The following is a 26,300-nucleotide window of genomic DNA, read 5'->3' on the forward strand; positions in this document are numbered from 1 at the left end:
AGCCCCCTATGAGCACAGATCTGATCGACACCCTGGTGCCCCTGGCCCCGCAAGAGGCGCTGTATGCCACCCGCCACCAGCGCGACAAGGTGGTGGCCGCCACCCAGGGCAGCCACGAGGCCTTGTTCGACCCCGCCCTGCCCGGCCTCAGCCTGGGCGAACGGCTGCACGTGGCCTTGTCCATGGCGCAGACCGTGGGCCATGAAGGCCTGACGGCCCACTACGCCCAGGCCTTGCGCCAGCACGGGCCGGTGCAGGACTCGGGCCGCCTGGCCGCCGCCCGTGCCTTTGCCCACACGCTGACCGTGAACCCGGTGGCCGGCGACCGCGAGGCCCTGCTGAGCCTGCCGGCGGCGGGCTTCTCCACCCCCGAGGCGATTGCGCTGGCCCAGCTGATCGCCTATGTGAGCTACCAGGTGCGCGTGCTGGCCGGCCTGCAGGCCATGAAGGCCTTGGGCGCCACCGAGGCCCAGCCCCCGGCGGCCGACGAGGCCCCCTTTGTGCACCCGGCCAACCTGCCGGCCCCGGGCGAACCGCTGAACATCAAGGGCTTCACCAGCGCCACCCTGGGCTGGAAGGCCTGGCTGCCCGTGCTGGACCTGGCCCAGGCCACGCCCGAGCAGTTGGCCGTGCTCGACAGCAGCCACCCCAAGGCGCGCAGCTCCGACTACTACCTGCTGCTGAGCCAGCAGCCGCGCATCCTGCAGGAACGCTCCACGGTGTTCAACGCCATCATGTACGCCCCGGGCGGCCTGTCACGGGCCGAACGCGAGCTGGCCAGCGCCGTGGTGTCACGCGTGAACGGCTGCGTCTATTGCGCCTCGGTACATGCCCAGCGCTTTGAGCAGCTGACCAAGCGCAACGACGTGATCGCCCAGGTGTTCGAAGACCCCGACACCGCCGGCACCACACCGCGCGAACGCGCCATCGTGCGCGCCTCGATCGCCCTGACCCGCGCCCCCGCCGATTTCGGCCCGGCCGCCATCCAGTCGTTGCGCGACCAGGGCCTGAGCGATCTGGAGGTGCTGGACATGCTGCACGCGGTGGCCATCTTTGCCTGGGCCAACCGGCTGATGCTGAACCTGGGGGAGCCGGTTTGAGGGGGCGGTGAGTCTCGCTGTCGCGAGCTCACGCCGAGTGCGTTTCAGCGGCCACTGAATGCCGCTGGATGCTGGCCAGCACGTCGGCCATGTCCTGCCGGGCGAGCGTCAGGTCGTGATCCGTCTGCAGGTTGATCCAGCTTTGGGCATCGGTGCCAAAGAATGCCGCCAGACGCAGGGCGGTGTCGACCGAGATGCCGCGCAAACCCTTGACGATCTCGTTGATGCGGCGAGGGGGCACGCCAATCGCCTTGGCCAAGGCGTATTGGCTGATGCCCATCGGCTCCAGATAGTCATGCAAAAGAATCTCACCCGGATGGGGCCAGGGAATCTGCAAGATTATCTGGTGACTGCCGCTGAAGACCGCGCCCCCACCGCCGGCTCCAGCGGCACGCTGGGCGCGCGGCTGTATTCGTTGTTGCCGTCCACCAGCACCTTCAGCATCTCCATGAACTGCCCCCGTTGCTCAGGCGGCAGGGGCTCGAGCATGCGGGCCTGGGCGCGCAGCATGCCGGGCTGCACCTCGGCCAGCAGGGTGTCGCCCTCAGGGGTGAGGGTCAGCAGGCGCACACGGCGGTCGGTGGGTGAGGCATTGCGCAGCATCAGGCCACGGGCTTCCAGCCGGTCGATCACGCTGCCGATGGTGGAGGTGTCAAAGCCGATGGTGCGGGCCAGCGTGCGCTGATCCAGCTCGGGTTGGCGCTGCACGGCGGCCATGGCCGCGTACTGCACCGGGGTCAGGCCGTGCTCTTGCGTCTCTTCAAGAAACACCGCCACGGCGATCTGCTGCAGGCGGCGGATGTGGAAGCCGGGCAGGTCTTCCAGTTCGGGACGGGGGCTGGGCTGGGCAGCGGGCATCGGGAGAGGTACCTAGGGTTTGCACGAATGATCTGCGTCAAATTCTAACCCTACACTTTTCGTCAGCACACTGTTGATCAGTATGCATTTGAAAGAGTTGCGGCCTCTTGAAAACAGGCCGCCCACCTGCCCTGCCCGGAACCCGCCATGAACGAACTTGGACGCCTGGAAGACCTGCCCCAGGACTACCGCGACGCGCTGAAAGCGCAAAACCTGGTGCCCTTGTGGCCCAGCCTGCGGGCCGTGCTGCCGCCGGGCAAGCCCAGGCCCCAGACCCGCGCCACGGCCTGGTCTTACCAGGCCCTGCGACCGCTGCTGCTGCAGGCGGGCGAACTGACCCCGATCGAGAAGGCCGAGCGCCGCGTGCTGGTGCTGGCCAACCCGGGGCATGGTCTGGAAAAAATGCAGGCCAGTGCCGCCATGTACCTGGGCATGCAGCTGCTGCTGCCCGGCGAATGGGCGCCCTCGCACCGCCACACGCCGAACGCGGTGCGCATGATCGTTGAGGGCGAAGGCGCCTACACCACGGTCGATGGCGAAAAATGCCCCATGAGCCGGGGCGACCTGATCCTGACGCCCACCGGCCTGTGGCACGAGCATGGCCACGACGGCGACCAACCGGTGGTGTGGCTCGATGTGCTGGACCTTCCGCTGGTCTACTACATGGAGGCCTCCTACCACGTGGATGGCCCACGCCAGGCGGTGAAGCCGGGCCACGGCGAGCGCACCCATGCCCGCGGCGGCCTGCTGCCCACCCCCGTGTTTGAACGCAGCAGCAAGGCCTACCCCATGCTGCGCTACCCCTGGGTCGAAGCGCGTGCCGCGCTGCAGGCCTTGGCCGAAGACCAGCCGGCGCTCGAGGCCGTGCAGCTCACCTACACCAACCCAGCCACCGGGGGCCATGCCGAAAACATCCTGGGCTTTTACGCCCTGATGTTGCGCCCGGGCCAGACCCTGGCCTTGCCGGCACGTTCACCGGCGAGCGTGTTCCATGTGATCGAAGGTGCGCTGGAGGTGCAGGTGGAAGACCCGCACGCCCCCCAGCACTTCCTGCTGGCCGAGGCCGACACCTGCTGCGCGCCGGGCTACACCCCCATCACCCTGATCAACCCCCGGGCCGATGTCCCTGCCTTTGTCTTCATGGCCGACGAGTCGCCCCTGCACCAGAAGCTGGGCGTCTACGAGGTGCGTTGAACACGCCCTTCATCTACTTCACGCAACACACCCACCCAACGATCCGCCATGAGCTCCAACCCCTCCTACCTCTGGAACCCACCTCCCGTGATGTCCCTGCCCGTGCAGGGCAGCACCCAGCGCCTGCCGATCAACCGCCTGTTCTTCGTGGGCCGCAACTACCACGCCCATGCGGTGGAGATGGGCAAGCCGGTCGACAAGAGCGTGGAGCGCCCCTTCTACTTCACCAAGGCCCCGCAGACCCTGGTGCAAAGCGGCGCCACCGTGGCCTACCCACCCGGCACGGCCAACTACCACTTCGAGATGGAACTGGTGCTGGCCATTGGCAAGCCGGGTTTTCGGGTGAAGGCGGAAGACGCCCATGATCTGATCTATGGCTACGCCCCGGGCCTGGACATGACGCGCCGCGATCTGCAACTGGTGGCGCGCGACAAGGGCCGCCCCTGGGACCTGGGCAAGGACGTCGAAGACTCCTCGGTGTGTGGCGAGATCGTGCCCCGGCCGGGCCAGGTGATCGAGCGCGGTGAGATCGCCCTGAGCGTGAACGGCGAAAGCAAGCAGCAATCCGACGTGGACAAGCTGATCTGGAACCTGCGCGAAATCATCGCCGACCTGTCGCAGTTCTACCACCTGCAGCCGGGCGACCTGATCTACACCGGCACCCCCGAGGGTGTGGGCGCCGTGCTGCCGGGCGACCGCATCGAGGGCCATGTGGCCGGCGTGGGCCGTGTGGCCCTGACCGTCGGCCCCGCCGCCTGAGCGAGCGCACATGAAGCTCTACAACTTCTTTCGCAGCGGCACCTCGCATCGCCTGCGCATTGCACTGAACCTGAAGGGCCTGAAGCCCGACTACGTGGCCGTGGACCTGCGCCGTGAGGCGCACCTGGCCCCGGCTTTCAAGGCCCTGAACCCGCAGGGCCTGGTGCCTGCCCTGGTGCTGGACGACGAGCAGGTGCTGATCCAGTCGCCCGCCATCATCGAATGGTTGGAAGAAACCCACCCCACGCCGCCCCTGCTGCCGGCCGACACTGCCGGCCGGGCCCGTGTGAGGGCCCTGGCAGCCATCGTGGGCTGCGACATCCACCCGGTGAACAACCGCCGCATCCTCGAAGCCCTGCGCCACCGCTTCGGGGCCGACGAGGCCGCCATCAACACCTGGTGCGGCAGCTGGATCGCCGATGGCTTTGATGCGCTCGAAGCCCTGCTGGCGGCCGACACCCGGCGCGGCCGTTTCTGCCATGGCGACGCGCCCACACTGGCCGATGTCTACCTGATTCCGCAGATCGAAAGCGCGCGCCGCTTTCAGGTGGACCTGACGCGCTGGCCCCTGATCAGCGCCATCGACGCCGCCTGCGCACCGCTGCCAGCCTTTGCCGAGGCGGCGCCGGGCCGCCAGCCTGATGGCGGCTGAAGCCGGCTGATTCCGGCTGAAGCCGGCCAGCCCGTCCCCTCATCCCAGACACAAGAAAAGAGACAAACATGACCCGCTCCACCTCACTCGCCCTCTCACGCCGCGGCGCCCTGGGCGCCACCCTGGCCCTGACCGGCCTGTGCCTGAACCTGCCGGCCGCCGCCCAGAGCGGCACGGACTTCCCGACCAAGCCCGTCACCGTGTTCACCGCCTTCGCCGTGGGCAGCGGCCCCGACGCGGTGCTGCGCCTGGTGGCCAACCGGCTTTCGATCCAATGGAAGCAGAGCGTCACGGTGGACAACCGGCCCGGTGGCGGCGGCTTCATCGCCATCGAGGCGGCGCGCCGTGCCGCGGCCGACGGCTACAGCCTGGTGCAGCTCGACAGCGAACACCTGGCCGCCCTGCCCTACCTCTACAAGTCGCGCAACTTCGACACCCTCAAGGCCTTCGACCCGGTGGCGCCGCTGTTTCGCACGCCGTTCATGGTGGCCGTGTCCGCCCAGTCGCCCTGGAAGAACATGAGCGACCTGCTGGCCGCCGCCAAGGCCAAGCCCGGGGCGGTCAGTTACGGGTCATGGGGGGTGGGCAGCCCGGGCCACCTGGGGGCCGAGTGGCTGGAGTCGCTGACCGATGTCCAGATGGTGCATGCCCCCTACAAGGAGGTCAGCCAGCTCTACACCTCGGTGGCCAACGGCGATGTGGCCTGGAGCTTTGCCAGCATCCCGTCGAGCCAGGGCGTGTACAAGGCCGGCAAGCTGCGCTACCTGGCGGTGGCCGCGCCCAAGCGCATCCCCCAACTGCCCGAGGTGCCCACCGTGGCCGAAGCCGGCGGCCCGGCGGGCCTGGACGTGAACTCCTTTGTCAGCCTGCTCAGCCCCAAGGGCGTGCCGGCCGCGGTGCGCGCCAAGATCCATGCCGATGTGCTCAAGGTGCTGGCCGAGCCCGAGGTGCGCGAGCGTTTCAACACCTTTGCCTTTGAGCCACTCAACTGGTCGGTGGAAGAGATCCTGAAGAACGCCGAGGCCAAGTCACAGCAATACCAGGCCCTGATCAAGAAGGCCAACATCAGCCTGGATTGAGGGCCTTGAGCCCACTGCAGTGCCTTTGTGGCCTGCCGCCACCGGCCTGAACGCCTCCATCACGGATTGAGCAGCGAAAATCGGCAAATCCCGCAATGGCTTGCGGGACCTGTCCGCCCAATGAACCCATCCAGCAGGAGTAAACAAACAAAAAAACATCATTGAGGATATTTTTATTGATAAATATGAAGTCATCTGATAGATTCGCTCCAAAATGAAGATCCAGGTGCGTGGCGTTCGCCCCTGCGCTGTGATCGAAGGAGCACCGAATGTTCAAGAACGCTTTCTACGACTTGCTGACCGAAAAGCTCATGCGGGGTGAGACCCTCAGCCCGGCTGAGGCCCGCGAGTTGATCAGCCTGGGCAAATCGATTGACCAGGCCCAGTCGCTGGCCGAATTTGACCGGGAGGGCTTTCTGACCGAAGCCAACGATCATTTTCTGGCCCTGTATGGCTATGAGCTGAACGCACTCAAAGGCCAGCACCACCAGGTCATGTGCCCACCCGAGCTGATCGAAAGCCCGACCTATGAGCACTACTGGAAAGAGTTGCACGCCGGCCGCTCGGTGTGCGGTGAATTCGAACGCATCGATGCACAAGGGCGTCGTCTGCACATCTACGGCATCGCTGCGCCCGTGCTGGGCCAGGATGGAAAACCCGAACGCTTCATCAAATTTGCCCACGACATCACCAGCACACGGCTCAAGGCGATCGAGGCCGAGACGCGCATGCGGGCGGTCGATCAGACCCAGGCGGTGATCGAATTCAACCTGGAGGGAGAGGTTCTCGAGGTCAACGACCTGTTCCTGCAGGCCATGCAGTGCAACCGGCACGAGGTCATCGGCCAGAGCCACAGCCTGTTTTGTGACAAGGCCTATGTGGCCAGCCCCGAGTACCAGGCCTTCTGGGAGGCATTGCGCGCAGGCCAAGCCCAGAGTGGGTCTTTCCGCCGCCGCGATCTGAAGGGCCGCCCCGTCTGGCTGCAGGCCACCTACACCCCCATCCTGGGCCTCGACGGCAAGCCCGTGCGGGTGGTCAAGTTCGCCACCGACGTGACCCAGACCAAGCTCAAATCGCTGGAAGACGATGGCAAGGTCAGCGCCATCACGCGATCGCACGGCACCATCGAATTCGACATGGCGGGCCATGTTCTGACCGCCAACGAGCAATTCCTCAGCCTGATGGGCTATGCGCTGGACGAGGTGGTCGGCCAGCACCACCGCATGTTCGTCGACAACGACAGCTTCAATCCTGCAGCCTACCGTGCCTTCTGGCAGAAACTGGGTCAGGGCCAGTTCGAGGGTGGCGAATACCTGCGCATCGGCAAGAACCTCAAGCGGGTCTGGCTGCGCGCCACCTACAACCCGATCTTTGACCTCGATGGCCAGCCGATCAAGGTGATCAAGTTTTGCAACGATGTGACGGCCGAGAAGCTGGAAGCCCTCGACATCCAGGCCCGCATGGACACGCTGCAAAAGACCACCTGCGTGATGGACCTGGACGCCCAGGGCGTGATCCTCAGTGCCAACCAGCCGATGCTGAACGCCCTGGAGCTCCAGCGCGAGGACCTGATCGGCCGACCCAAAAGCGGCCTGCTGTTCGATGAGGACAAGCAAAGCCCCGCCCGCCAGGCCCTGTGGCCCACGCTGCGCCGTGGCGAGGGCTGGTCCGGCGAGTTGCGACTGAAAGGGCATGCCGAAAAGGAAGTCTGGCTGGCCGCCACCCTGACCCCGGTGCTTGGGCTCGATGGCCAGTTGGCCAAGGTGATCGTGCAGGCCAACAACATCACCGAGAGCAAGTCCCGGCAACTGGAAGCCGATGCCAAGCTGGTGGCCATTGACCGGGCCCAGGCGGTGATCGAGTTCGAGTTGGGTGGCAAGATCCTGACGGCCAACAAGAACTTCCTCGACCTGATGGGCTATGCGCTGGAAGACATCCAGGGGCGCCCGCACCGCATGTTTGTGGAGCATGACACCGCCAACAGCGCCGAGTACCACCAGCTGTGGGAGCGACTGGCACGCGGCGAATACATCACCGATGTGTTCAAGCGCATCGGCAACCAGGGGCGTGAGGTCTGGATCCACGCCACCTACAACCCCGTGTTCGACGCCCTGGGGCGGCCGGTGAAGGTGGTCAAATTTGCCTCGGACATCACCGCCTCCAAGGTGAGCAATGCCGAGCACGAAGCCAAGGTGGCGGCCATCGACAAGGGCCAGGCCGTGATCGAGTTCGACCTGGACGGCAACGTGTTGACCGCCAACCGCAACTTCCTGGCTGCCATGGGCTACACCCTGCGCGAAATCCAGGGCCAGCCCCACAGCCTGTTCTGCACACCGGAATACACGCAAAGCCTGGAGTACCGCGATTTCTGGCTGCGCCTGGGCGAGGGTCAGTTCCTGTCGGGGCGCTTTCACCGGGTGGGCAAGTTCCAGCGGGATGTCTGGCTGCAATCCACTTACAACCCCATCCTCGATCTGAACGGCAAGGTGGTGAAGATCGTCAAATACGCCTTCGACGTCACCAAAGAGATCCAGCTGGAACAAAGCATTGCCAAGCGGGCTGACGAGATGAACCAGCGCATCGAAAGCCTGCTAACCAGCATCCACCAGGTCACCGACAACACGCGGGTGGCCGCCGAGCGCGCCACCGAGACGGCACGGGCCGCCGAGCTGGGCCACGAATCGCTGCGCAAGTCCATCAGCGCCATCGACCGCATCGAAGCCAGTTCGGCCAAGGTGGGTGAGATCGTGCGCGTGATCAGCGACATTGCCAGCCAGACCAACCTGCTGGCCTTCAATGCCGCCATCGAGGCAGCCCGGGCCGGCGCCCACGGCGTGGGCTTCTCGGTGGTGGCGGCCGAAGTGCGCAAGCTGGCCGAGCGCAGCGCCGGGGCCGCCAAGGAGATCGCCACGCTGATCGAGCAGTCCTCCCGCGAGGTCAACGAAGGTGCCGAAGTGAGCCGGGCCGCCTCGACCAGCTTTGAAGGCATCCTGGGCAGCGTGACCCACACCGTGAGCCGGGTGGAAAGCATCGCCCAGGCGGCAGAAGCCCAGGCCCTGCTGGCCGATGGCGTGGCGACCCTGATCCATGAGCTGACCGCAGCCGCCAGCGCATGACCGACACCGCCCCTGACCCGCTGCATGTGGGTGTGTTCCACCTGGCTGGCATGCAGTTGGCCCTGCACCAGCACCATCTCAAGGAGGTGGTCCAGAGTGGGCCCCTGAGCGCGTTGCCCACCGAGTGCCCCAGCATCCTGGGCGCCTTCTCGCTGCGAGGTGTGATGGTGCCGGTGATGGACCTGCGGCTGGTGCTGCAACCCGGGACCCAGCCCTTGCCCGCCCCTTACGTGGTGGTCATCGAATGGGAGCAGCGCCTGCTCGGTCTGGCAACCGATGGGGTGGTGGGCGTCTATGCCTTGCCGCCAGAGCAATTGCGCCGGCTGGCCCCGGCTCCGGCGAACGACTCGGTCCTGGAAGGTGGTTTTGAGCGCCCCGATGATGGCAGCCAGGTCAGCCTTTTGAATGTGCAAAGCCTGATCCGCCAGCCCCATCTGCCCATGACCTGGCCGACCGGCAGCGGGCTCGCCGAGTTGTCCAGACCGCAGGGGACCGGGTCAGCGCCCGCCCAGGCGAGCACCGCCGCCACGGCGCTTGAAAATGCCCAGCCCCTGATGCTGTTCCGCTGCCAGGGTATCCCCATGGCGGTGGGCACCGAAGCCGTCCACACCACTGTGGTGAACCCGGAGTTGCTGGATGTGCGCAACGCCTCAGGCGCCTTTCTCGGGATGATGCGCTTCAATGGGCGGGATATCCCCGCCGTGCACCTGGGGCTGCTGTGCGGCCTGAGTGCCCAGCCGGGTCACGAGGCGAGCACCGATCAGCAAGCCTTTCTGGTGCCGACTTCGGGCGGGCTGGTGGCCTGTGTGGTCGACAGCATCACCGATGTGGCGGCGGCAGACAGCGGTCAATGCGTGCCCCTGCCGCCCTACAGTCTGGCGGGCTCGCACTTGTTTGCAGGCACCCTGCCGGTGGAGGCCCTGGTGTCCAGCCAACGCCTGCAAGACCAGACCACGATCGGTTTTTTCATGCTGCTCGACGCCCCAGCCTTGCAGACCGATGCCCGCGTGCTCGACCTGACACGCCTGAGCCGATCGGGCGATCAGCACCCACGAGGGATCGGGCCCCAGGCCGCCCCATCTCGCGACAGCGGGCCCTTGCTGATCTACCACCTGGGCGTCGATGTGGCCAGCCCATTGCCGCAGATCGCGGAAATCCTGCCCTGGGAGGCCGGGGCCGCGGTGCATGGCCTGGGTCAGGGCAGCCTGCTGATGAGCCGGGGCCGCGCCATCCCGGTGCTGGAACTGGCCCCGCTGCTGGGCCTGCCGGCGGATGAAGCCCAGCACGACACGGGGCAGGTGCTGGTGCTCGACGATGAGGGTCAGTGGCTGGGCTTCAGGGTGCCGGCACTGGTCAACATCGAAGCTGGGCGCCTGCCCGGTGCCCAGCGTGACGACCGGGTCATGGTCGGCACCGCCCCGCAGGAGCGGGTGTTGCGCCTGGTCGACCTGCACGCGCTGGCCCGCAGCCTGCGCCGCCCCCAGCCCCAGCCCCGGCTGAGCGCCTGAGCGCCTGAGCGCCAGGCCACCCAGGCACCCGGCCGCCCCCTTCACAAGCCCCCGCTCAGGTGCTGCTGCAGGGCCTCCTGCATCACCCGGGCCATCAGTTGCTGGCGGGCCTTGGGCAGGCGGGCCAGGGTGGTGGCCACGCTGATGCCGGCCACCGGCTCGCCCAGGGCATTGCGCACCGCACAGCCCACGGCCAGCACACCGCGCGTGGCGTGGTTGCCCACCACCGACCAGCCACGCTCGCGGCTGGCGGCCACCAGCAGGCGCAGGCGCTCGGGGCTCATGCCGCCATAGGCCAGCAACTGGTCGGCATTGGCCGCGATGCAGGCTTCGACCTCGGCCTCGGGCAAGGCCGACAACAGCGCCAGACCGGCCGCCCCCACCCCCAGTGGCTGGGCCGTGCCCACCTGGATCACCAGGATCTGCACCGGGTGGGTGCCCACATGGCGGGCGATGCAGCGTGACTGAGCCCCCTCACGCACGATGGCAAAGGTGGCATCGCCGCCACTGGCACTGACCTGGGCCAGCACCGGCTCCAGGCGCACGGCCCAGTTGGCGCTGCCGGGCTGCGGCTGCAAGGGCGCGAGGCGCAACCCGGGCTGGTAGCGATAGCGGCCCTGCCGGGCCACATAGCCCGCATCGATCAAGGGCCCCAGCAAACGGTAGAGCGTGGCCCGCTCCAGGCCGGTGGCACGGCACAGATCCACCACCCGCAGGCCTTCACGGCCCGCCGCCAACACCTGGTCCAGCACCTGCAGCCCGCGACGCAGTGTGCGGTTGCCAGCCTCTTCGGACACGGGGCCGTCCTGCCCCTGCGGGCTTTCAAGCCGCTTTCGCGAGCTCATTTCGTCCATTGGCTGAACGTTTTCATGCGTGCGTTTGGTGGACATTCAGAACAATCCGGTGTTGAGCCCAGCCGCGAAGTGTGCCCCAGACGCACCAGCGGCCCTTTTTTGACCCCTTGGAGACAAGACATGAAACCCAAGCCCTCTCGCCGTCGGGCGATCAGCCTGCTCGCCCTGGCCTGCCTGCCCGCCCTGGCCATCGCCCAGCCGGGTTCCCCCCCTTCCGCTGCGGCCTGGCCCGTCAAACCCATCCGCCTGGTGGTGGGCTATTCAGCCGGTGGGGCCACCGACCTGATCGCCCGCCAGGTGGGCATGCGCCTGAGCGAGCAGCTGGGCCAGCCGGTGACCATCGACAACCGCACCGGCGCCAACAGCAACGTGGGGGCCGAGGTGGTCAGCCACGCCCCGCCCGATGGCTACACCCTGTACGTGTTCACCATCGCCAACACCATCAACGCCACGCTGTACCCGCGCCTGGGCTACGAGCCGCAGAAAGACTTCGAGCCCATCGGCCTGATGGCCAGCATTCCCAACGTGCTGGTGGTCAACCCCAGCCTGCCGATCAAGTCGGTGGAGGACTACCAGCGCTTTGCCAAGGCGTCCAAGGACGGCATCACCTTTGCCTCGTCAGGCAGCGGCTCGTCGATCCACCTGTCGGGCGAGATTTTCAAGATGCAAAGCCGACTGAACCTGCTGCATGTGCCCTACCGGGGCAGCGCCCCCGCCATCAGTGACCTGATCGGTGGGCAGGTGCAGTCGATGTTCGACAACATGCCCTCGGCCCTGCCCCATGTGCGCGCCGGCCGGCTGCGGGCCATTGCCGTCACCAGCGCCCAGCGCTCACCGCTGCTGCCGGATGTGCCCACCCTGGCCGAATCGGGCTACCCCGGCTTTGAGGTGCAGTCGTGGTTCGGCCTGGCCGCGCCCGCCGGCACCCCGGCCGCCGTGCTGGAGCGCCTGAACCAGGCCCTGAACAAATCGCTGGCCCAGCCCGAGCTGCGCCAGCGCCTGCAGGAGATGGCGGCCACGCCCCTGCCGGGCACGCCGGAGCAGATGCGCAACACCATCGCCAGCGAAATCAAGCGCTGGCGCGACGTGGTCAAGGCCTCCGGGGCCAAGGCCGACTGAACCCGTTCACGAGCCCCGTTCATCGATCCCTGTTCACGAGAACCCAATATGTACCCCATCGATTTTTTCTGGCGCGCCGCCCGGCGTTGGCCCGAGCGCATCGCCATCGATGCCCCGGATGAGCGCATCGCCTATGCCGAGCTGGCCCGCCGTGTGCGCGCCCTGGCCGCCGCCCTGCAGGCCGCCGACCCGCAAGAGCAAAGCCGGGTGGCGATCTGCGCGCACAACAGCGCCGCGCACATCGTGGCCTTGCTGGCGGTGCTGGCCAGCGGCAAGATCTGGGTGCCCCTGAACCCCAAGAGCACCGCCCCCGAGATCCGCCGCATCGTGGACGCCACCGAACCCAGCGTGCTGGTGCTGGACGAGGCCGGCACCGCGCTGCTGGGGGACGCCCCGGGCCACCGCATCGCCCTGGCCGGGCCTGAACTGGCCGCCCTGATCGAGCGCCACGCCCAGGCCGCCGAGCCACGCTTCAACCAGCCCGAACAGGCCACCCAGGCCATCAAGTTCACCGGGGGCACCACGGGCCTGCCCAAGGGCGTGATGCAGCCCTACCGCGCCTGGATGGCCAACATCGTCAACCAGATCCAGGCCTGGGGCTTTGACGAGCACACCCGCTATGTGGTGGCCGCCCCGATCACCCACGGCACCTCCACCTACCTGCTGCCGGTGCTGGCCCAGGGCGGCTGCCATGTGCTGCTGGCCCAGGGCGGCGCCGAGGCGGTGCGCCAGGCCTTTCGCGAGCGCGGCGGCACGGTGTGCTTCATGCCGCCCACCCTGGTCTACATGCTGATGGCTCTGCCCGGCAGCAGCCGGGCCGACTACCCGCAGCTGCGCCAGCTGATCTATGGCGGCGCCCCCATGCCGCCCGAGAAGATCCGCGCGGTGCGCCAGTTCTTCGGCCCGGTGCTGGGCACCACCTACGGGCAGACCGAGGCGCCCCAGATCCTGACCGTGATGCGCCCCGACGACTTCGAGGACGAGCGCCGCTGGGCAGCCGTGGGCCGCACGGCCTGGTTCAGCGATGTGGCCATCATGTCGCCCAGCGGCGAGATCCTGCCGCCTGGCGAGATCGGCGAGGTGGTGGCGCGCGGCGACCTGCTGATGAGCGGCTACTGGCGCCTGCCCGACAAGACGGCCGAAACCCTGGTGGACGGCTGGCTGCACACCGGCGATCGGGGCCTGATCGATGAGCAGGGCTACCTGTTCCTGAAAGACAGGCTGCGCGACGTGGTGATCACCGGTGGCTTCAATGTCTACCCGGTGGACGTCGAGAACGCGCTGGGCCAGCACCCGGCCGTCCACGAGTGCGTGGTGTTCGGTGTGCCGGACGACAAGTGGGGCGAATCGGTGCAGGCCGCGGTGCAACTGCGCCCTGACGCCGGCCCGCCCCCCGCCGAGGCCGAGCTGATCGCCTTTGTGCGTGAGCGCCTGGGCCCGGTGCAGACGCCCAAACGCATCCACTTCCATGCCAGCCTGCCGCGCTCGCCCGTGGGCAAGGTGCTCAAGACCGAGGTGCGCCAGCAAGCGCTGAGCCCCACCCCCTGAAACATTTGCCCAAGGAGACCCCATGACGAACCCCACTGCACAGAACACCCCGACCACCCACCTGTGCCGCCACACCCTGACCAGCCTGCACTACCGCGAGGCCGATCTGGTGCAAGACCTGATGGGCCGCAAAGGCTTCACCGAGGTGATGCTGATGCAGATCCTGGGGCGGCCGCTGCGCCCCGTGGATGTGCGCATCACCGACGTGGTGCTGGTGGTGCTGATGGAGCACGGCCTGACCCCCAGCGCCATCGCCACCCGCCTGATCTACATGAGCGCGCCTGAGAACCTGCAAGGCGCCGTGGCCGCCGGCCTGCTGGCCGTGGGCAGCTCTTTCGTGGGCACCATGGAAAACGGCTCGCGCCTGCTGGACCGCATCCTGGCCGCCCCCGACGCCCAGGCCGAAGCGCTGGCCATCGCCCGCGAGCACCGCGCGCGCAAGCAGGCTGTGCCCGGCTTTGGCCACCACCTGCACAAGCCGGTGGACCCGCGCGCCTACAAGCTGATCGAGCTGGGCCGGGCCGAGCCCGAGCTCAAAGGCACCCACCTGGACGCGCTGATGACCTTGTCCCAGGCGGTGGACGAGGTCTGGGGCCGCCCGGTCACGATCAACGCCACCGGCGCCGTGGCCGCCCTGCTGGGCGAGCTGGGTGTGCCCACCGCCGTGATGCGTGGCTTTGCCGTGATCTCACGCGCCGCCGGTCTGGTGGCCCACATCGTGGAGGAGCAGAAGTCGCCCTCAGGCCGCTTCATCTGGGACACGGTGGAGCACGCCATCCCCTTTGTTCACGAGGAAGCCGGGCCTGGCGTCTGATCTGCTGCAGGGGAGCCCGCGCCGGCCTCAGGCTCTGGCTCGTTGAGGATGGCCAGGGCGCGCTCTGAGAACTCGCACCACATCGATTCCATCAGGATGCCCGCCTGCAGCACCAGGTGTTGCAGGCGCTGGGCCCGCTGGTGGTCGATGCCGGGCGCAAAGTCACGCTGCTCGATGGCCTGGTACACCGCCAACTGAGCCTGGTGCAGGGCCAGCCGGCGGGTGATTTCGTGCTGCAGGCCACAGGGGCCAACCGCCGCATCGGCCCGCAGGCGCACCATCAGTTCCTCACGCAGCGGCCGCGGGTCGGCCGGCTCGGCCACCCAGCGGCGCAATTCCTCGCGCCCGGCCGCCAGCACCTCATAGACCTTGCGCCCGCCCCGGGCGCTTTCATCGGCACTCGACTGCACCCAGCCCGCCTCTTCGAGTCGGGCCAGTTCGCGGTAGATCTGCTGGTGCGAGGCCTGCCAGAAATAGGCCATGGATTTGTCAAAACGCGCGGCCAGGTCAAAGCCCGAACTGGGGCGCTCGATCAGGGCGGTGAGCAAGGCATGGGGCAGCGACATGGGGAAGATTCTGCCTCAAGCCGGCCAGGGCATTGGCTTTGCAAGCATTTGTGCAACCGGTTGCACAAAACCTGGCTTTGCCTCTAGAATTTTATGCAACCAGTTGCAATTAAAACGGAGACACCCGATGAGCCACCCCTACCCCCACCTGCTGCAGCCCCTGGACCTGGGCTTCACCACCCTCAAGAACCGCGTGCTGATGGGCTCGATGCACGTGGGCCTCGAAGAGGTGCCGAACGGCTTTGAGCGCATGGCCGCCTTCTACGCCGAGCGCGCCCGCGGCGGCGTGGCCTTGATGGTGACCGGCGGCATTGCCCCGAACGAGGCTGGCCGCCCCATGAAGGGCGGGGCCAAGCTCAGCACCGAAGCCGAAGCCCTGCACCACCGCACGGTGACCGAGGCGGTGCACGCCGCCGGCGGCAAGATCGCGATGCAGATCCTGCACTTTGGCCGCTACTCGTACCAGAAGAACCTGGTGGCCCCCAGCGCACTGCAGGCCCCCATCAACCCTTTTGTGCCGCAGGCCCTGACGGGTGAAGAAGTCGAACAGACCATCGCCGACTTTGTGAACTGTGCCGCGCTGGCCCAGCTGGCCGGTTACGACGGGGTCGAGATCATGGGCTCCGAGGGCTACCTGATCAACGAGTTCATCGCCGCCCGCACCAACCACCGCACGGACGAATGGGGGGGCGCCTACGAAAACCGCATCCGCTTCGCCGTCGAGATCGTGCGGCAGGTGCGTGAGCGCGTGGGCCCGAACTTCATCATCATCTACCGCCTGTCGGCACTCGACCTGGTGGAAGGCGGCTCCACGCTGGCCGAGGTGATCACCCTGGCCCAGGCCATCGAGGCCGCCGGCGCCACGATCCTCAACACCGGCATCGGCTGGCACGAGGCCCGCATCCCCACCATCGCCACCAAGGTGCCACGCGCGGCCTACGCCTGGGTGACACAAAAGCTCAAGGGCCATGTGGGCATTCCGCTGGTGGCCACCAACCGCATCAACACGCCCGAGGTGGGCGAGCAACTGCTGGCCGCGGGCTGCTGCGACATGGTCTCGATGGCCCGCCCCCTGCTGGCCGACCCCTTCTTTGTGCAAAAGGCGGCCGACAACCGCGCCGACGAGATCAACACCTGCATCGGCTGCAACCAGGCCTGCCTGGACCACACTTTTGGCGGCAAGATCACCTCCTGCCTGGTCAACCCCCGGGCCTGCCACGAGACTGAGCTGCTCATCACCCCCAGTGCCCAGCCGCAGAAGATTGCTGTGGTGGGCGCCGGCCCGGCCGGGCTGAGCTTTGCCGTCACGGCCGCCGAACGCGGGCACCAGGTCACCTTGTTCGATGCGGCGGCCGAGATCGGCGGCCAGTTCAACATCGCCAAGCAGGTGCCGGGCAAGGAAGAGTTCCATGAGACCCTGCGCTACTTCAAGCGCCAGCTCGAGCTGAAGAAAGTGGACCTGCGCCTGAACACCCGCGTCGACGTGGCCGGCTTGCAGGCGGGCGGCTTCGATCAGATCGTGCTGGCCACCGGCGTGGTGCCGCGCACCCCGGCGATCGAGGGCATCACCCACCCCAAGGTGCTGGGTTACCTGGACGTGCTGCGCGATCACCGCCCGGTGGGCCGCTCGGTGGCCGTGATCGGGGCCGGGGGCATCGGCTTTGATGTGTCCGAGGTGCTGACCCATTCGGGCGACAGCGCCAGCCAGAACCCGGCCAAGTTCTATGCCGAATGGGGCATCGACCCCAGCTATGCCCAGGCCGGCGGTCTGGCCCGACCGCAGGTCGAGCCCTCGCCCCGACAGGTGCACCTGCTGCAGCGCAAGGACAGCAAGGTGGGCGACCAACTGGGCAAGACCACAGGCTGGATCCACCGCAGCGCCTTGAAGGCGCGCCGCGTGGCCATGACGAATTCGGTGGCCTACCAGAAGATCGACGACGCCGGCCTGCACATCACCGTAGATGGCCAGCCCCAGCTGCTGCCGGTGGACAACGTGGTGGTCTGCGCCGGCCAGGAGCCCCAGCGCGAGCTGTATGAAGGCCTGCAGGCCGCCGGCTGCCGCGTGCACCTGATCGGGGGTGCCGATGTGGCCGCCGAACTGGATGCCAAGCGCGCCATCCACCAAGGCACCACCCTGGCGGCCCAGATCTGAAAACCAACAGGAGACCAAGATGATCAACACCCTGACCCAGCTGAACCCCGCCGTGCGGGCTTCCCTGGCCCGCTGGCACACCATGGTGCAAGCCAAAAACCTCAGTGGCCTGAGCGCCTTGCTGCACCCCGACGCGGTGTTCCGCTCGCCCATGGCGCACACGCCCTACGGGCCCGCAGCAGCACTTGAACTGATCCTGGGCACGGTGATGCAGGTGTTTGAAGACTTCGCCTACCACCGCGAACTGGCCAGCGAAGACGGTCTGAGCGTGGTGCTGGAGTTCAGCGCCAACGTGAACGGCAAGGCACTCAAGGGCATCGACCTGATCCAGTTCGACGCCCAGGGGCTGATCACCGAGTTCGAGGTGATGGTGCGCCCGCTCAGCGGCCTGCAGGCCCTGGGCGCAGAGATGGGGGCGCGACTGGCGGCGCACTTGCCGGCGCACAAGCTGAAGACCTGAGTCACTGAAGAGCTGACGGGCGGAGGGCACCTCAGCCACCTCGACAGTCACCTGCCGATAAACTATGACCCTTCTGGTCAGATCACAAGGAGGCGCCCATGTCTGTCTGGCAAGTGCAAGAAGCCAAAGCCCGCTTTTCCGAAGTCGTCAAGAAAGCCGAAACCGAAGGCCCGCAAGACATCACCTTGCATGGGCGGCCGGTGGCGGTGCTGCTGTCGCAAAAGCAGTACGAATCGCTCTCAGGCCGCGATCAGTCCCTGGTCGAGTTCATGCGGCAGGCCCCGTTTCCCGACCTTGAGCTGGATCTGACACGGCAACAAGACACGGTGCCGGAGACCCCCTGGTGAGTTACCTGCTCGACACCAACGTGCTGTCCGAATTGCGGCGGAAAACCCCAGAGCCGGCCGTTGCCGCCTGGATGTCACAGCGCCCTGCCCGCTCGCTGTTCCTGAGCGTGCTCACGCTGGGGGAAATCCGCAAAGGCATTGACAGCCTGCAAGACATTCCGAAACGGCAGGTCTTGAGCGACTGGCTTGAAGCCGACCTCCCCGCCTACTTTCAAGGGCGCATCCTGCCCGTTGATCAGCCCGTCTGCGAACGGTGGGGCCGCTTGCTGGCAAGGGCCGGTCGCCCCTTGCCGACCATCGACTCGCTGCTGGCAGCCACCGCGGCCACCCACGGCCTGTGCATGGTGACCCGCAACACCCGGGATTTCGAAGGCCTGGGGGTGGATCTGTTCAACCCCTGGCAAAGCCCGGCCTGAGCCCACCTCAGCAGTGAAAATGCCCCACCGTGCCGGTCAGCCGCTGTGCCTGATCCTGCAGGCTGGCGGCAGCGGCGGAGCTCTGCTCCACCAGGGCGGCGTTCTGCTGGGTCATCTGGTCCAGCTGCGACACCGCGCTGCCGATCTCGCCCAGGCTGCGGCTTTGCTGGGCGCCGGCCTCGGAGATGTCCTGGATCATGGTGCTGACCTGCCCCACCGCACGCACGATGTCGTCCATGGTGCTGCCCGCCTGTTGCACCAGCTGGGTGCCGTTCTCGACCCGGCTGCCCGAGTCGGCGATCAGGGCCTTGATCTCACGGGCCGCCTGGGCACTGCGGCCGGCCAGGCTGCGCACCTCGCTGGCCACCACCGCAAAGCCGCGCCCTTGCTCACCGGCCCGGGCGGCCTCGACCGCGGCGTTAAGGGCCAGGATGTTGGTCTGGAAGGCAATGCCGTCGATGACGCCGATGATGTCCCCGATGCGGCGCGACGAATCGTTGATATCGGCCATGGTGCTCACCACCTGGGCCATCACCGTGCCGCCCCGAGTGGCCACGTCGCTGGCCTGCAGCGCCAACTGGCGGGCCTGTTGGGCAGCCTCGGCGTTGTGCTGCACGTTGTCGGTCAACTGCTCCATCGATGAAGCGCTCTCCTCCAGGCTGGCCGCCGCCTGTTCGGTGCGGTTGGACAGGTCCAGGCTCCCCTGGGCCACCTCGTCGGCCGCCTGGCGGATGGTGGACGCCCCTTGCTGAACCTCTTGCACCACCTCGCGCAAGGAGCGCTGCATGGTCTGCATCTGGCCCAGCAGGCTTTCGGCCGGGCCATCGAGCACGATGGGCTGATCCAGCCGGCCGGAGGCGATGCCCTGGGCAATGGTGGCCGCGTAATCCGGCTCGCCACCAAGCTGCCGCTGCAGCACGCGGTGGGTGCGCCAGCCCAGGCCCAGCAACACCGCCAGCACCAGCCCGCTCAGACCCAGAAAGCGCAACAGGTAGCTGCGGTAGAGCGCGTCGATGTCATCGATGAACACCCCGTTGCCGATGACCCAGCCCCAACGCTCGTCCAGAATGGCCCCCAGCAACTTGGGCACCTCGCTCTTGTCGGTGGCAGAAGGCCGGGCCACATAGGCGGTCATGAACACCTGGCGGGCTTTGCTGAGGCCATCGCGGTAGATCTCGGAGGTCAAGCGGCCGTCTTCGGTGCGTGAACCCTTGTCGACCTGGCCCACACGCTTGGGATCGGCGTGCACCAGCATCACGTTGTCGAGGGTGCGCACAAACAGGTAGTCGTCCTGAAAGCGCATGCCTGACAAGGCCTCACGGGCCTGCGCCTGGGCCTGCTCGCGGCTCAATTTGCCCGCGCCTTCCAATTGCTGGTAGTGCGCCACCACGCCCTGGGCCAGGCGGGCTACCTTCAGGATCTGCTCCTGCTTGCCCTCCACCAGGGTCTGGCGCAGGGCCTGCAAGCCCATGGCACTGATCAAGGCCATGCCCAGCAGCGAGGCCAGGCTCATGAGAAGGATTCTCTGGCGGGTTTTCATGGCCGAGGTTCCTGTCTTCTTTTGGGGTGACACGCGCCGCAACACCGCGGCGCGTTGTCACAAGATGTCACGACCGAGGCCGCCTGTCCACTGGAGGCAAACCCTCACAGAGCGTCCACACAGCGGTCTTCAACAGCGCGAGCCCTACGCTGTGAACACTTCGCGCAGTGTGGACAACACTTGGGTCAAGGTCTCGGGCGACACGGCGCCCAGCCGCTTGACCAGACGCAGCTTGTCCACCGTGCGCAATTGATCCAGCACGATCAAGCCCTGGGTGCCGGCGTGGACCAGCGGCCCCCGAAACGGCGCAGCAAACCCCTTGGAAGTCATCGGTGCCACGATGACGGTGCGCAGGTGGTCGTTCAACTCGGCGGGGGACACCACCACACAGGGACGGGATTTCTGGATCTCACTGCCCACCGTCGGATCGAGGTTCACCAGCCAGATGTCTCCGCGCTTCACCAGTCCAGCTCCGCGTCTTGCGCGTTGCCGAACTCCCCCATGAGCAGTGAGTCATCGCCATGGGCTGCCACTGCCGCTGCGGCCTCCGACCAGCCTGCACGAACCGCCTTGCCCGGCTTGCGCAGGACGATGGCCCCGTTTTCCACCTCGATGCTGGCGGTGGCCAAGCCTTCCAGGCCCGCCTGGATCAACAAGGGCTTGGGCAAGACCACGCCTTTGCTGTTGCCGATGGTGCGTAGGGTGACTTCCATGTGCTTCTCCCGCCTTTGTTCACCGCGTCCATTTACCGCGTCTGTTCACCGCGTCTGTTCACCGCTTCAATTCAGTTGCAACAATGTCATTCCTTGAGCCACCCTGCCTCCAGACGCGGCATCGACAGCCAGCAGCCATGGATCGGGATCAGAACACTGTCAGGAAGGATTGATCCAATCCTGCAAACCCTGCACCGTGTCGCGCAAAAAAGCCCAGGTGGCCTGCATGCGCGCCTGGTGCTTGGCCTCGGCGGGCATGGACATCCAGAAGGTGCGGGTGAAACGCGCCTGCCCCGACAGCACAGGCACCAGCGCCGGGTCGCGTGCGGCCACAAAGGCAGGCAGCACGGCCAGGCCGGCGCCGGCCTTCACCGCCTCGTACTGGGTCAGGATGCTGGTGCTGCGCAGGGCAAAGCGCTCGGGGCGGTACAGCTCATCGAGCAACTGCAGCTCCTTGGTGAAAAGCAGGTCGTCCACATAGCTGATGAAGGTGTGCGAGCGCAGGTCGTCGCGGCTTTCGATGGCCGGCTGACGGGCCAGGTAGTCGCGCGAACCGTAGAGCTGCAGCACGTAGTCGGTCAGCTTGGTCACCACCACCGGGCCCCGCTTGGGCCGCTCCAGCGAGATCACGATGTCGGCCTCGCGCCGCGACAGGTGCACCAGGCGCGGCAGGGCCAGCAGGTCGATCGACAAGGCCGGGTACTGCCGGCTGAGCCGCGCCAGTTGGGGCGCCAGCACCACGGTGCCAAAGCCTTCGGTGGTGCCCAGCCGCACCTGCCCTGAAGGGCCTTCGGCCGCCGACAGCGAGGCGCGCTCCACCTGGGCCACAGCCGCCTCCATGGCCTCGACCTGGGGCAGCAGTTGCCGGCCGGCCTCGGTCAGCCGGTGGCCGCCGGCCTCGCGGGCAAACAAGGGCGTGCCCACCTCTTTTTCAAGCGCCTGCAGGCGCCGCGCCACCGTGGTGTGGTCCACCTCCAGTCGCCGCGCGGCATTCACCAGGGTGCCGGTGCGGGCCAGTTCGAGGAAATAACGCAGGTTGTTCCAGTCCATGGCGACTCAGGAGGCGATGCCTAAAAAAACGGCCAGCAAACGGTCCACGAGCACCAGACGCTCCGACTCCAGGCGACCAAAGACGGGCCCAAGCCGCTCACGCGCCACGGCCACCGGCTTGTCGATCATGACCTGCGATGCCTTGTTCAGGCCGTTTGCCAACGAAGGCTGCACATCCACTCGCAGCAAGGAAGCGTCGACGCAACTGCCGGTGATCGGCAGCACACAGATCGAACCATGCCCGGCAAAAAAATCCGACTGGATGACCAAGGCAGGCCGCGGTTTACCCAGATCGCCCTGCAAGGCGACCGTGACCAAGTCGCCTCTCACGCAGTCCAGCCCTCGGTGCTGGCAGAAGCCTCCAGGGATGCCTGCAGATCAGCTTCCTCCAGAACCTGCGCCACCAGGGCACTCTGACGCAGGCACTCCTGCGCAAACCCTTGTGCCCGTGTGTCAGGCACCCACAGTTGCACGGGGCGCAGGCCCGCCCGGCGCAGGGCCTCGCGGCGCTTTTGCACCCGTTCGTTCACGGATTGGCTCATGGGGAACTCCAGAGTTACATGTAACAGCCTAAAGCAATGCGGCATCGATCTCAAGCAATCTGCATTTTCGCAATGCTTGGGCGCATTTTTATGCATTGATAAAACAAATTCGCAACGCTAGCATGCGCCATCCAATCATGACTATGTACCAGGAGACCTCCATGACCGCCCCCACCGTCAAGCTGCTGATCAACGGCGAATTCGTCGAATCCAAGACCACCCAGTGGCGCAATGTGGTCAACCCGGCCACGCAAGAGGTGCTGGCCCGCGTGCCCTTTGCCACGCCCGACGAGATCAACGCCGCCGTGGCCAGCGCCAAGACCGCGTTCAAGACCTGGCGCAAGACGGCCATCGGGGCCCGGGCCCGCATCTTCCTGAAGTACCAGCAGCTGATCCGCGAGAACATGGCCGAGCTGGCCGCCATCCTGACCGCCGAGCAAGGCAAGACCCTGCCCGATGCCGAGGGCGATGTGTTCCGCGGCCTGGAGGTGGTGGAGCACGCGGCCGGCATCGGCAACCTGCAACTGGGCGAGCTGGCCAACAACGTGGCCGGTGGCGTGGACACCTACACCCTGCTGCAGCCGCTGGGCGTGTGCGCCGGCATCACCCCGTTCAACTTCCCGGCCATGATCCCGCTGTGGATGTTCCCGATGGCGATTGCCACCGGCAACACCTTCATCCTCAAGCCCTCCGAGCAAGACCCGATGGTCACCATGCGCCTGTGCGAGCTGGCCCTGCAGGCCGGCATCCCGGCCGGTGTGCTGAACGTGGTGCACGGTGGTGAAGAGGTGGTCAACGCCATCTGCGACCACCCTGACATCAAGGCCATCAGCTTCGTGGGCTCGACCAAGGTGGGCACCCATGTGTACAACCGGGCCAGCCTGGCCGGCAAGCGGGTGCAGTGCATGATGGGCGCCAAGAACCACGCCATCGTGCTGCCCGATGCCAACAAGGAGCAGACCCTGAACGCGATTGCCGGCGCCAGCTTCGGTGCCGCCGGTCAGCGCTGCATGGCCCTGTCGGTGGTGGTGCTGGTGGGTGAAGCCCGCCAGTGGGTGAACGACCTGGCCGACAAGGCCAAGACGCTGAAGGTCAACGCCGGCACTGAGAAAGGCACCGATGTGGGCCCGCTGGTGTCGTGTGCGGCCCGCGACCGGGTGGAAAGCCTGATCGAACGCGGTGTGGCCGACGGCGCCACCCTGGTGCTGGACGGCCGCAAGCCCCAGGTGCCCGGCTTCGAGCAAGGCAACTTCGTGGGCCCGACCATTTTTGACGGTGTGAAGCCCGGCATGGCCATCTACGACCAGGAGATCTTCGGCCCGGTTCTGTGCCTGGCCAGGGCCGACACCCTGGACGAGGCCATCGAGCTGATCAACAGCAACCCGAATGGCAACGGCACCGCCATCTTCACGCAAAGCGGTGCCGCGGCACGCAAGTTCCAGGAAGACATCGACGTGGGCCAGGTCGGCATCAACGTGCCGATCCCGGTGCCCGTGCCCATGTTCTCGTTCACCGGTTCGCGCGCCTCCAAGCTGGGCGATCTGGGCCCCTACGGCAAGCAGGTGGTGCTGTTCTACACCCAGACCAAGACCATCACCGCGCGCTGGTTCGACGACAGCACCGTCAGCCAAGGTGTCAATACCACCATCAGCTTGAAGTGAGACCACCCTGTTGGAACTTCCTCACAGGAAAACGCCGGGCCGCCCCAAGTTTTCCTGTCCCCCTCGGGGTAAAACCGTATTTTGGGTTCTGAAAGTCTTCCATGGATTTTGAACTGAGCGAAGAGCAGCGGGCCTTTGCACAAACCGCACGCGACTTTGCCGAGGCCGAGTTCGCGCCGCACGCGGCGCACTGGGACGAGGCCGGCATCTTTCCCAAAGAGGCCATCGCCAAGGCCGGTGAGCTGGGCTTTTGCGGCCTGTACGCCCCCGAGGCCGCGGGCGGCCTGGCCCTGCCCCGGCTGGATGCCACCCTGGTGTTCGAGGAGATGGCCGCGGTCGACCCGTCCACCACGGCCTTCATCAGCATCCACAACATGGCCACCTGGATGCTGGGCACCTGGGCCACGCCCGCGGTGCGCGAGCACTGGGGGCCCCTGCTGTGCAGCGGCCAGAAGCTGGCCTCATACTGCCTGACCGAACCCGGTGCCGGCTCGGACGCCGCCTCGCTCAAGACGCGGGCCGAGCGGGTGGGCTTCGAGTATGTGATCAACGGCGGCAAGGCCTTCATCTCGGGGGCGGGCAGCACCGACGTGCTGGTGCTGATGGCCCGCACGGGCGGGCCCGGCGCGGGTGGCGTGTCGGCCTTTGTGGTGCCGGCCGATGCCCCAGGCATCAGCTACGGCAAGAAGGAGCACAAGATGGGCTGGAACAGCCAGCCCACGCGCACCATCAGCTTCGACAATGTGCGCATCCCCACCGACAACCTGCTGGGCGCCGAGGGCGAGGGCTTCAAGATCGCCATGAAGGGGCTGGACGGCGGGCGCATCAACATCGCCACCTGTTCGGTCGGTGCGGCCCAGGGGGCCCTGACCCAGGCCCAGCGTTACATGCAGGAGCGCCAGCAGTTCGGCAAGCCGATTGCCAGCTTCCAGGCCCTGCAGTTCAAGCTGGCCGACATGGCCACCGAGCTGGTGGCAGCGCGCCAGATGGTGCGGCTGGCGGCCAGCAAGCTCGACGCCGGCGCCCCCGACGCCACCACCTATTGCGCCATGGCCAAGCGCTTCGCCACCGATGTGGGCTTCACGGTCTGCAACGAGGCGCTGCAACTGCATGGCGGCTATGGCTACATCCGCGAATACCCGCTGGAGCGCCTGCTGCGCGACGCCCGGGTGCACCAGATCCTGGAGGGCACCAACGAAATCATGCGCGTGATCATTTCGCGCCGCATGCTCGACGGCGACGCCCCGGACGCCATCCGCTGACCCCCGACAACACCACCACCTCGACGGAGACATCCACATGAAAATCGCCTTCATCGGCCTGGGCAACATGGGCGGCCCCATGGCCCTGAACCTGCTCAAGGCCGGCCACGCCGTGCAGGCTTTCGACCTGTCCAGACCCGCCTGCGACAAACTGGCCGCCGAGGGCCTGCCGATCGCGGCCAGTGCCGCCGAGGCCGTGCGCGGCGCGCAGGCCGTGATCAGCATGCTGCCCGCCAGCCAGCATGTCGAATCGCTGTACCTGGGCGAGGCCGGGCTGCTGAGGCTGTTGAGTCCGGGCACCCTGGTGATCGACTGCTCGACCATTGCCGCGGCCAGCGCCCAGAAAGTGGCCCAGGCGGCCGCGGCGCTCGGCCTGCCCAGCATCGACGCCCCGGTGTCGGGCGGCACGGGTGGCGCCATTGCCGGCACCCTGACCTTCATGGTGGGTGGCGACGATGCAGCCCTGGCCCTGGCCCGGCCCCTGCTCGAAAAAATGGGCGCCAACATCTTCCACGCCGGTGGCGCGGGTGCCGGCCAGACGGCCAAGATCTGCAACAACATGCTGCTGGGCATCCTGATGATCGGCACCAGCGAAGCCCTGGCCCTGGGCGTGGCCAACGGCCTGGACCCCAAGGTGCTGTCCGAGATCATGCGGCGCAGCTCGGGCGGCAACTGGGCCCTGGAGAAGTACAACCCCATGCCCGGCGTGATGGAGACGGCCCCGGCCTCCAAGGGCTATGCCGGCGGCTTCGGCACCGATCTGATGCTCAAGGACCTGGGCCTGGCACAAGAGAACGCCACCGCCGTCAAGGCCAGCACCCCCCTGGGCGGCCTGGCACGCAGCCTGTACGCCGCCCACAGCCTGGGCGGCCAGGGAGCGCTCGATTTCTCGAGCGTGATCCGCTTGTTCCAGAAGGCTTGAAGCCCCACGTGAGCGGCCTGGCGACGGAGCGCCAACAACTGTTCAATACAAGTCAAAGGCAGCGCTGA

Annotated in this window: 27 protein-coding genes; 17 read left to right on the forward strand and 10 right to left on the reverse strand. The window is 66.8% G+C overall.

Features of this window, described 5'->3' with window-relative positions; genetic code table 11:
* Positions 1–8: 8 nt before the first annotated feature.
* The gene (locus L880_RS34785; RefSeq protein ID WP_084460979.1) at positions 9–1,100 is read left to right on the forward strand and encodes a CMD domain-containing protein; all 1,092 of its coding nucleotides are present in this window, start codon (positions 9–11) and stop codon (positions 1,098–1,100) included.
* A gap of 28 nt (positions 1,101–1,128) precedes the next feature.
* Here L880_RS34785 and L880_RS0103825 read toward each other — a convergent pair whose 3' ends face one another.
* Together L880_RS0103825 and L880_RS0103830 are read right to left on the reverse strand one after the other, a co-directional pair.
* Positions 1,129–1,437, reverse strand: coding sequence for a HigA family addiction module antitoxin (locus L880_RS0103825; RefSeq protein ID WP_425389161.1), 309 nt, complete (start codon positions 1,435–1,437; stop codon positions 1,129–1,131).
* A 2-nt stretch (positions 1,438–1,439) separates the two neighbouring features.
* Positions 1,440–1,958 (reverse strand): MarR family winged helix-turn-helix transcriptional regulator, encoded by a 519-nt coding sequence (locus tag L880_RS0103830; RefSeq protein ID WP_027474544.1) that lies wholly within the window; start codon positions 1,956–1,958, stop codon positions 1,440–1,442.
* Between the two features lie 147 nt (positions 1,959–2,105).
* Here L880_RS0103830 and L880_RS0103835 point away from each other — a divergent pair, with 147 nt between their 5' ends.
* From L880_RS0103835 to L880_RS0103860, 6 genes are all read left to right on the forward strand, one after another.
* Entirely contained in the window at positions 2,106–3,152 is a 1,047-nt protein-coding gene (locus L880_RS0103835; RefSeq protein ID WP_027474545.1) for a cupin domain-containing protein, read from the forward strand.
* A gap of 48 nt (positions 3,153–3,200) precedes the next feature.
* Positions 3,201–3,911 carry a fumarylacetoacetate hydrolase family protein gene (locus tag L880_RS0103840; protein ID WP_027474546.1) on the forward strand — a complete coding sequence of 237 codons (711 nt, stop codon included), beginning with the start codon at positions 3,201–3,203 and terminating at the stop codon, positions 3,909–3,911.
* 10 nt (positions 3,912–3,921) lie between these two features.
* The gene (gene maiA / locus L880_RS0103845; protein WP_027474547.1) at positions 3,922–4,563 is read left to right on the forward strand and encodes a maleylacetoacetate isomerase; all 642 of its coding nucleotides are present in this window, start codon (positions 3,922–3,924) and stop codon (positions 4,561–4,563) included.
* Positions 4,564–4,631: 68 nt separating this feature from the next.
* A complete protein-coding gene (locus tag L880_RS0103850; protein ID WP_027474548.1) occupies positions 4,632–5,642 on the forward strand; it encodes a Bug family tripartite tricarboxylate transporter substrate binding protein in 1,011 nt (336 codons plus the stop codon).
* 269 nt (positions 5,643–5,911) lie between these two features.
* On the forward strand, positions 5,912–8,758 hold the full coding sequence (locus tag L880_RS0103855) for a methyl-accepting chemotaxis protein (protein WP_281174754.1): 2,847 nt from the start codon (positions 5,912–5,914) through the stop codon (positions 8,756–8,758).
* Positions 8,755–10,266 carry a chemotaxis protein CheW gene (locus tag L880_RS0103860; protein WP_027474550.1) on the forward strand — a complete coding sequence of 504 codons (1,512 nt, stop codon included), beginning with the start codon at positions 8,755–8,757 and terminating at the stop codon, positions 10,264–10,266. The genes L880_RS0103855 and L880_RS0103860 overlap by 4 nt, the downstream gene beginning before the upstream one ends.
* A gap of 41 nt (positions 10,267–10,307) precedes the next feature.
* On the opposite strand, the gene L880_RS0103865 is transcribed toward L880_RS0103860, so the two are convergent.
* Positions 10,308–11,111: an IclR family transcriptional regulator gene (locus L880_RS0103865; protein WP_027474551.1), complete on the reverse strand. Its 804-nt coding sequence runs from the start codon at positions 11,109–11,111 to the stop codon at positions 10,308–10,310.
* Between the two features lie 129 nt (positions 11,112–11,240).
* Here L880_RS0103865 and L880_RS0103870 point away from each other — a divergent pair, with 129 nt between their 5' ends.
* Genes L880_RS0103870 through L880_RS0103880 form a run of 3 tightly spaced genes read left to right on the forward strand, consistent with a single transcriptional unit; the run spans position 11,241 to position 14,601 of the window.
* A complete protein-coding gene (locus L880_RS0103870; RefSeq protein ID WP_027474552.1) occupies positions 11,241–12,239 on the forward strand; it encodes a Bug family tripartite tricarboxylate transporter substrate binding protein in 999 nt (332 codons plus the stop codon).
* A gap of 48 nt (positions 12,240–12,287) precedes the next feature.
* The gene (locus L880_RS0103875; protein WP_027474553.1) at positions 12,288–13,787 is read left to right on the forward strand and encodes a class I adenylate-forming enzyme family protein; all 1,500 of its coding nucleotides are present in this window, start codon (positions 12,288–12,290) and stop codon (positions 13,785–13,787) included.
* 22 nt (positions 13,788–13,809) lie between these two features.
* The gene (locus L880_RS0103880; RefSeq protein WP_027474554.1) at positions 13,810–14,601 is read left to right on the forward strand and encodes a citryl-CoA lyase; all 792 of its coding nucleotides are present in this window, start codon (positions 13,810–13,812) and stop codon (positions 14,599–14,601) included.
* Here L880_RS0103880 and L880_RS0103885 read toward each other — a convergent pair.
* Positions 14,574–15,167 (reverse strand): PadR family transcriptional regulator, encoded by a 594-nt coding sequence (locus L880_RS0103885; protein WP_027474555.1) that lies wholly within the window; start codon positions 15,165–15,167, stop codon positions 14,574–14,576. The genes L880_RS0103880 and L880_RS0103885 overlap by 28 nt on opposite strands.
* Positions 15,168–15,294: 127 nt before the next feature.
* On the opposite strand from L880_RS0103885, the gene L880_RS0103890 reads away from it, so the two are divergent.
* From L880_RS0103890 to L880_RS0103905, 4 genes are all read left to right on the forward strand, one after another.
* Positions 15,295–17,319 (forward strand): NADPH-dependent 2,4-dienoyl-CoA reductase, encoded by a 2,025-nt coding sequence (locus tag L880_RS0103890; RefSeq protein WP_027474556.1) that lies wholly within the window; start codon positions 15,295–15,297, stop codon positions 17,317–17,319.
* Between the two features lie 19 nt (positions 17,320–17,338).
* Positions 17,339–17,779: a nuclear transport factor 2 family protein gene (locus L880_RS0103895; protein WP_043328411.1), complete on the forward strand. Its 441-nt coding sequence runs from the start codon at positions 17,339–17,341 to the stop codon at positions 17,777–17,779.
* 98 nt (positions 17,780–17,877) lie between these two features.
* A complete protein-coding gene (locus L880_RS0103900) occupies positions 17,878–18,126 on the forward strand; it encodes a type II toxin-antitoxin system Phd/YefM family antitoxin (protein ID WP_019576576.1) in 249 nt (82 codons plus the stop codon).
* Positions 18,123–18,542 carry a type II toxin-antitoxin system VapC family toxin gene (locus L880_RS0103905; RefSeq protein WP_027474558.1) on the forward strand — a complete coding sequence of 140 codons (420 nt, stop codon included), beginning with the start codon at positions 18,123–18,125 and terminating at the stop codon, positions 18,540–18,542. Before L880_RS0103900 ends, L880_RS0103905 begins: the two co-directional genes overlap by 4 nt.
* Before the next feature lie 7 nt (positions 18,543–18,549).
* On the opposite strand, the gene L880_RS36625 is transcribed toward L880_RS0103905, so the two are convergent.
* The 6 genes from L880_RS36625 to L880_RS0103935 all read right to left on the reverse strand — a co-directional run bounded on the left by L880_RS36625 (position 18,550) and on the right by L880_RS0103935 (position 22,387).
* A complete protein-coding gene (locus L880_RS36625; protein ID WP_043328413.1) occupies positions 18,550–20,082 on the reverse strand; it encodes a methyl-accepting chemotaxis protein in 1,533 nt (510 codons plus the stop codon).
* Positions 20,083–20,226: 144 nt separating this feature from the next.
* Positions 20,227–20,547: a type II toxin-antitoxin system PemK/MazF family toxin gene (locus tag L880_RS0103915; RefSeq protein WP_027474560.1), complete on the reverse strand. Its 321-nt coding sequence runs from the start codon at positions 20,545–20,547 to the stop codon at positions 20,227–20,229.
* Complete coding sequence (locus L880_RS0103920) at positions 20,541–20,795, reverse strand: AbrB/MazE/SpoVT family DNA-binding domain-containing protein (RefSeq protein WP_027474561.1); 255 nt, start codon at positions 20,793–20,795, stop codon at positions 20,541–20,543. Before L880_RS0103920 ends, L880_RS0103915 begins: the two co-directional genes overlap by 7 nt.
* A 159-nt stretch (positions 20,796–20,954) precedes the next feature.
* Positions 20,955–21,845, reverse strand: coding sequence for a LysR family transcriptional regulator (locus L880_RS0103925; RefSeq protein WP_027474562.1), 891 nt, complete (start codon positions 21,843–21,845; stop codon positions 20,955–20,957).
* Positions 21,846–21,851: 6 nt separating this feature from the next.
* A complete protein-coding gene (locus L880_RS0103930; protein ID WP_245614924.1) occupies positions 21,852–22,163 on the reverse strand; it encodes a type II toxin-antitoxin system PemK/MazF family toxin in 312 nt (103 codons plus the stop codon).
* Positions 22,164–22,171: 8 nt separating this feature from the next.
* Entirely contained in the window at positions 22,172–22,387 is a 216-nt protein-coding gene (locus tag L880_RS0103935; protein WP_027474564.1) for an antitoxin MazE family protein, read from the reverse strand.
* A 161-nt stretch (positions 22,388–22,548) separates the two neighbouring features.
* On the opposite strand from L880_RS0103935, the gene L880_RS0103940 reads away from it, so the two are divergent.
* The 3 genes from L880_RS0103940 to mmsB all read left to right on the forward strand — a co-directional run bounded on the left by L880_RS0103940 (position 22,549) and on the right by mmsB (position 26,232).
* Positions 22,549–24,048: a CoA-acylating methylmalonate-semialdehyde dehydrogenase gene (locus L880_RS0103940; protein WP_425389162.1), complete on the forward strand. Its 1,500-nt coding sequence runs from the start codon at positions 22,549–22,551 to the stop codon at positions 24,046–24,048.
* Positions 24,049–24,149: 101 nt separating this feature from the next.
* Positions 24,150–25,310 carry an acyl-CoA dehydrogenase family protein gene (locus L880_RS0103945; protein WP_027474566.1) on the forward strand — a complete coding sequence of 387 codons (1,161 nt, stop codon included), beginning with the start codon at positions 24,150–24,152 and terminating at the stop codon, positions 25,308–25,310.
* A gap of 37 nt (positions 25,311–25,347) precedes the next feature.
* On the forward strand, positions 25,348–26,232 hold the full coding sequence (gene mmsB / locus L880_RS0103950; protein WP_027474567.1) for a 3-hydroxyisobutyrate dehydrogenase: 885 nt from the start codon (positions 25,348–25,350) through the stop codon (positions 26,230–26,232).
* The last annotated feature ends 68 nt before the right edge of the window (positions 26,233–26,300 follow it).

Origin of the sequence: Curvibacter gracilis ATCC BAA-807, from assembly GCF_000518645.1 — a bacterium.
Lineage (GTDB): Bacteria > Pseudomonadota > Gammaproteobacteria > Burkholderiales > Burkholderiaceae_C > Curvibacter > Curvibacter gracilis.

What these genes read in the sequence shown, in the direction of transcription:
- L880_RS34785 (WP_084460979.1), top strand. Translation starts at nt 9, where the DNA reads ATGAGCACAGATCTGATCGACACCCTGGTGCCCCTGGCCCCGCAAGAG.
- L880_RS0103830 (WP_027474544.1), bottom strand. Translation starts at nt 1,958, where the DNA reads ATGCCCGCTGCCCAGCCCAGCCCCCGTCCCGAACTGGAAGACCTGCCC.
- L880_RS0103835 (WP_027474545.1), top strand. Translation starts at nt 2,106, where the DNA reads ATGAACGAACTTGGACGCCTGGAAGACCTGCCCCAGGACTACCGCGAC.
- L880_RS0103840 (WP_027474546.1), top strand. Translation starts at nt 3,201, where the DNA reads ATGAGCTCCAACCCCTCCTACCTCTGGAACCCACCTCCCGTGATGTCC.
- maiA (WP_027474547.1), top strand. Translation starts at nt 3,922, where the DNA reads ATGAAGCTCTACAACTTCTTTCGCAGCGGCACCTCGCATCGCCTGCGC.
- L880_RS0103850 (WP_027474548.1), top strand. Translation starts at nt 4,632, where the DNA reads ATGACCCGCTCCACCTCACTCGCCCTCTCACGCCGCGGCGCCCTGGGC.
- L880_RS0103855 (WP_281174754.1), top strand. Translation starts at nt 5,912, where the DNA reads ATGTTCAAGAACGCTTTCTACGACTTGCTGACCGAAAAGCTCATGCGG.
- L880_RS0103860 (WP_027474550.1), top strand. Translation starts at nt 8,755, where the DNA reads ATGACCGACACCGCCCCTGACCCGCTGCATGTGGGTGTGTTCCACCTG.
- L880_RS0103865 (WP_027474551.1), bottom strand. Translation starts at nt 11,111, where the DNA reads ATGAGCTCGCGAAAGCGGCTTGAAAGCCCGCAGGGGCAGGACGGCCCC.
- L880_RS0103870 (WP_027474552.1), top strand. Translation starts at nt 11,241, where the DNA reads ATGAAACCCAAGCCCTCTCGCCGTCGGGCGATCAGCCTGCTCGCCCTG.
- L880_RS0103875 (WP_027474553.1), top strand. Translation starts at nt 12,288, where the DNA reads ATGTACCCCATCGATTTTTTCTGGCGCGCCGCCCGGCGTTGGCCCGAG.
- L880_RS0103880 (WP_027474554.1), top strand. Translation starts at nt 13,810, where the DNA reads ATGACGAACCCCACTGCACAGAACACCCCGACCACCCACCTGTGCCGC.
- L880_RS0103885 (WP_027474555.1), bottom strand. Translation starts at nt 15,167, where the DNA reads ATGTCGCTGCCCCATGCCTTGCTCACCGCCCTGATCGAGCGCCCCAGT.
- L880_RS0103890 (WP_027474556.1), top strand. Translation starts at nt 15,295, where the DNA reads ATGAGCCACCCCTACCCCCACCTGCTGCAGCCCCTGGACCTGGGCTTC.
- L880_RS0103895 (WP_043328411.1), top strand. Translation starts at nt 17,339, where the DNA reads ATGATCAACACCCTGACCCAGCTGAACCCCGCCGTGCGGGCTTCCCTG.
- L880_RS0103900 (WP_019576576.1), top strand. Translation starts at nt 17,878, where the DNA reads ATGTCTGTCTGGCAAGTGCAAGAAGCCAAAGCCCGCTTTTCCGAAGTC.
- L880_RS36625 (WP_043328413.1), bottom strand. Translation starts at nt 20,082, where the DNA reads ATGAAAACCCGCCAGAGAATCCTTCTCATGAGCCTGGCCTCGCTGCTG.
- L880_RS0103920 (WP_027474561.1), bottom strand. Translation starts at nt 20,795, where the DNA reads ATGGAAGTCACCCTACGCACCATCGGCAACAGCAAAGGCGTGGTCTTG.
- L880_RS0103925 (WP_027474562.1), bottom strand. Translation starts at nt 21,845, where the DNA reads ATGGACTGGAACAACCTGCGTTATTTCCTCGAACTGGCCCGCACCGGC.
- L880_RS0103935 (WP_027474564.1), bottom strand. Translation starts at nt 22,387, where the DNA reads ATGAGCCAATCCGTGAACGAACGGGTGCAAAAGCGCCGCGAGGCCCTG.
- L880_RS0103940 (WP_425389162.1), top strand. Translation starts at nt 22,549, where the DNA reads ATGACCGCCCCCACCGTCAAGCTGCTGATCAACGGCGAATTCGTCGAA.
- L880_RS0103945 (WP_027474566.1), top strand. Translation starts at nt 24,150, where the DNA reads ATGGATTTTGAACTGAGCGAAGAGCAGCGGGCCTTTGCACAAACCGCA.
- mmsB (WP_027474567.1), top strand. Translation starts at nt 25,348, where the DNA reads ATGAAAATCGCCTTCATCGGCCTGGGCAACATGGGCGGCCCCATGGCC.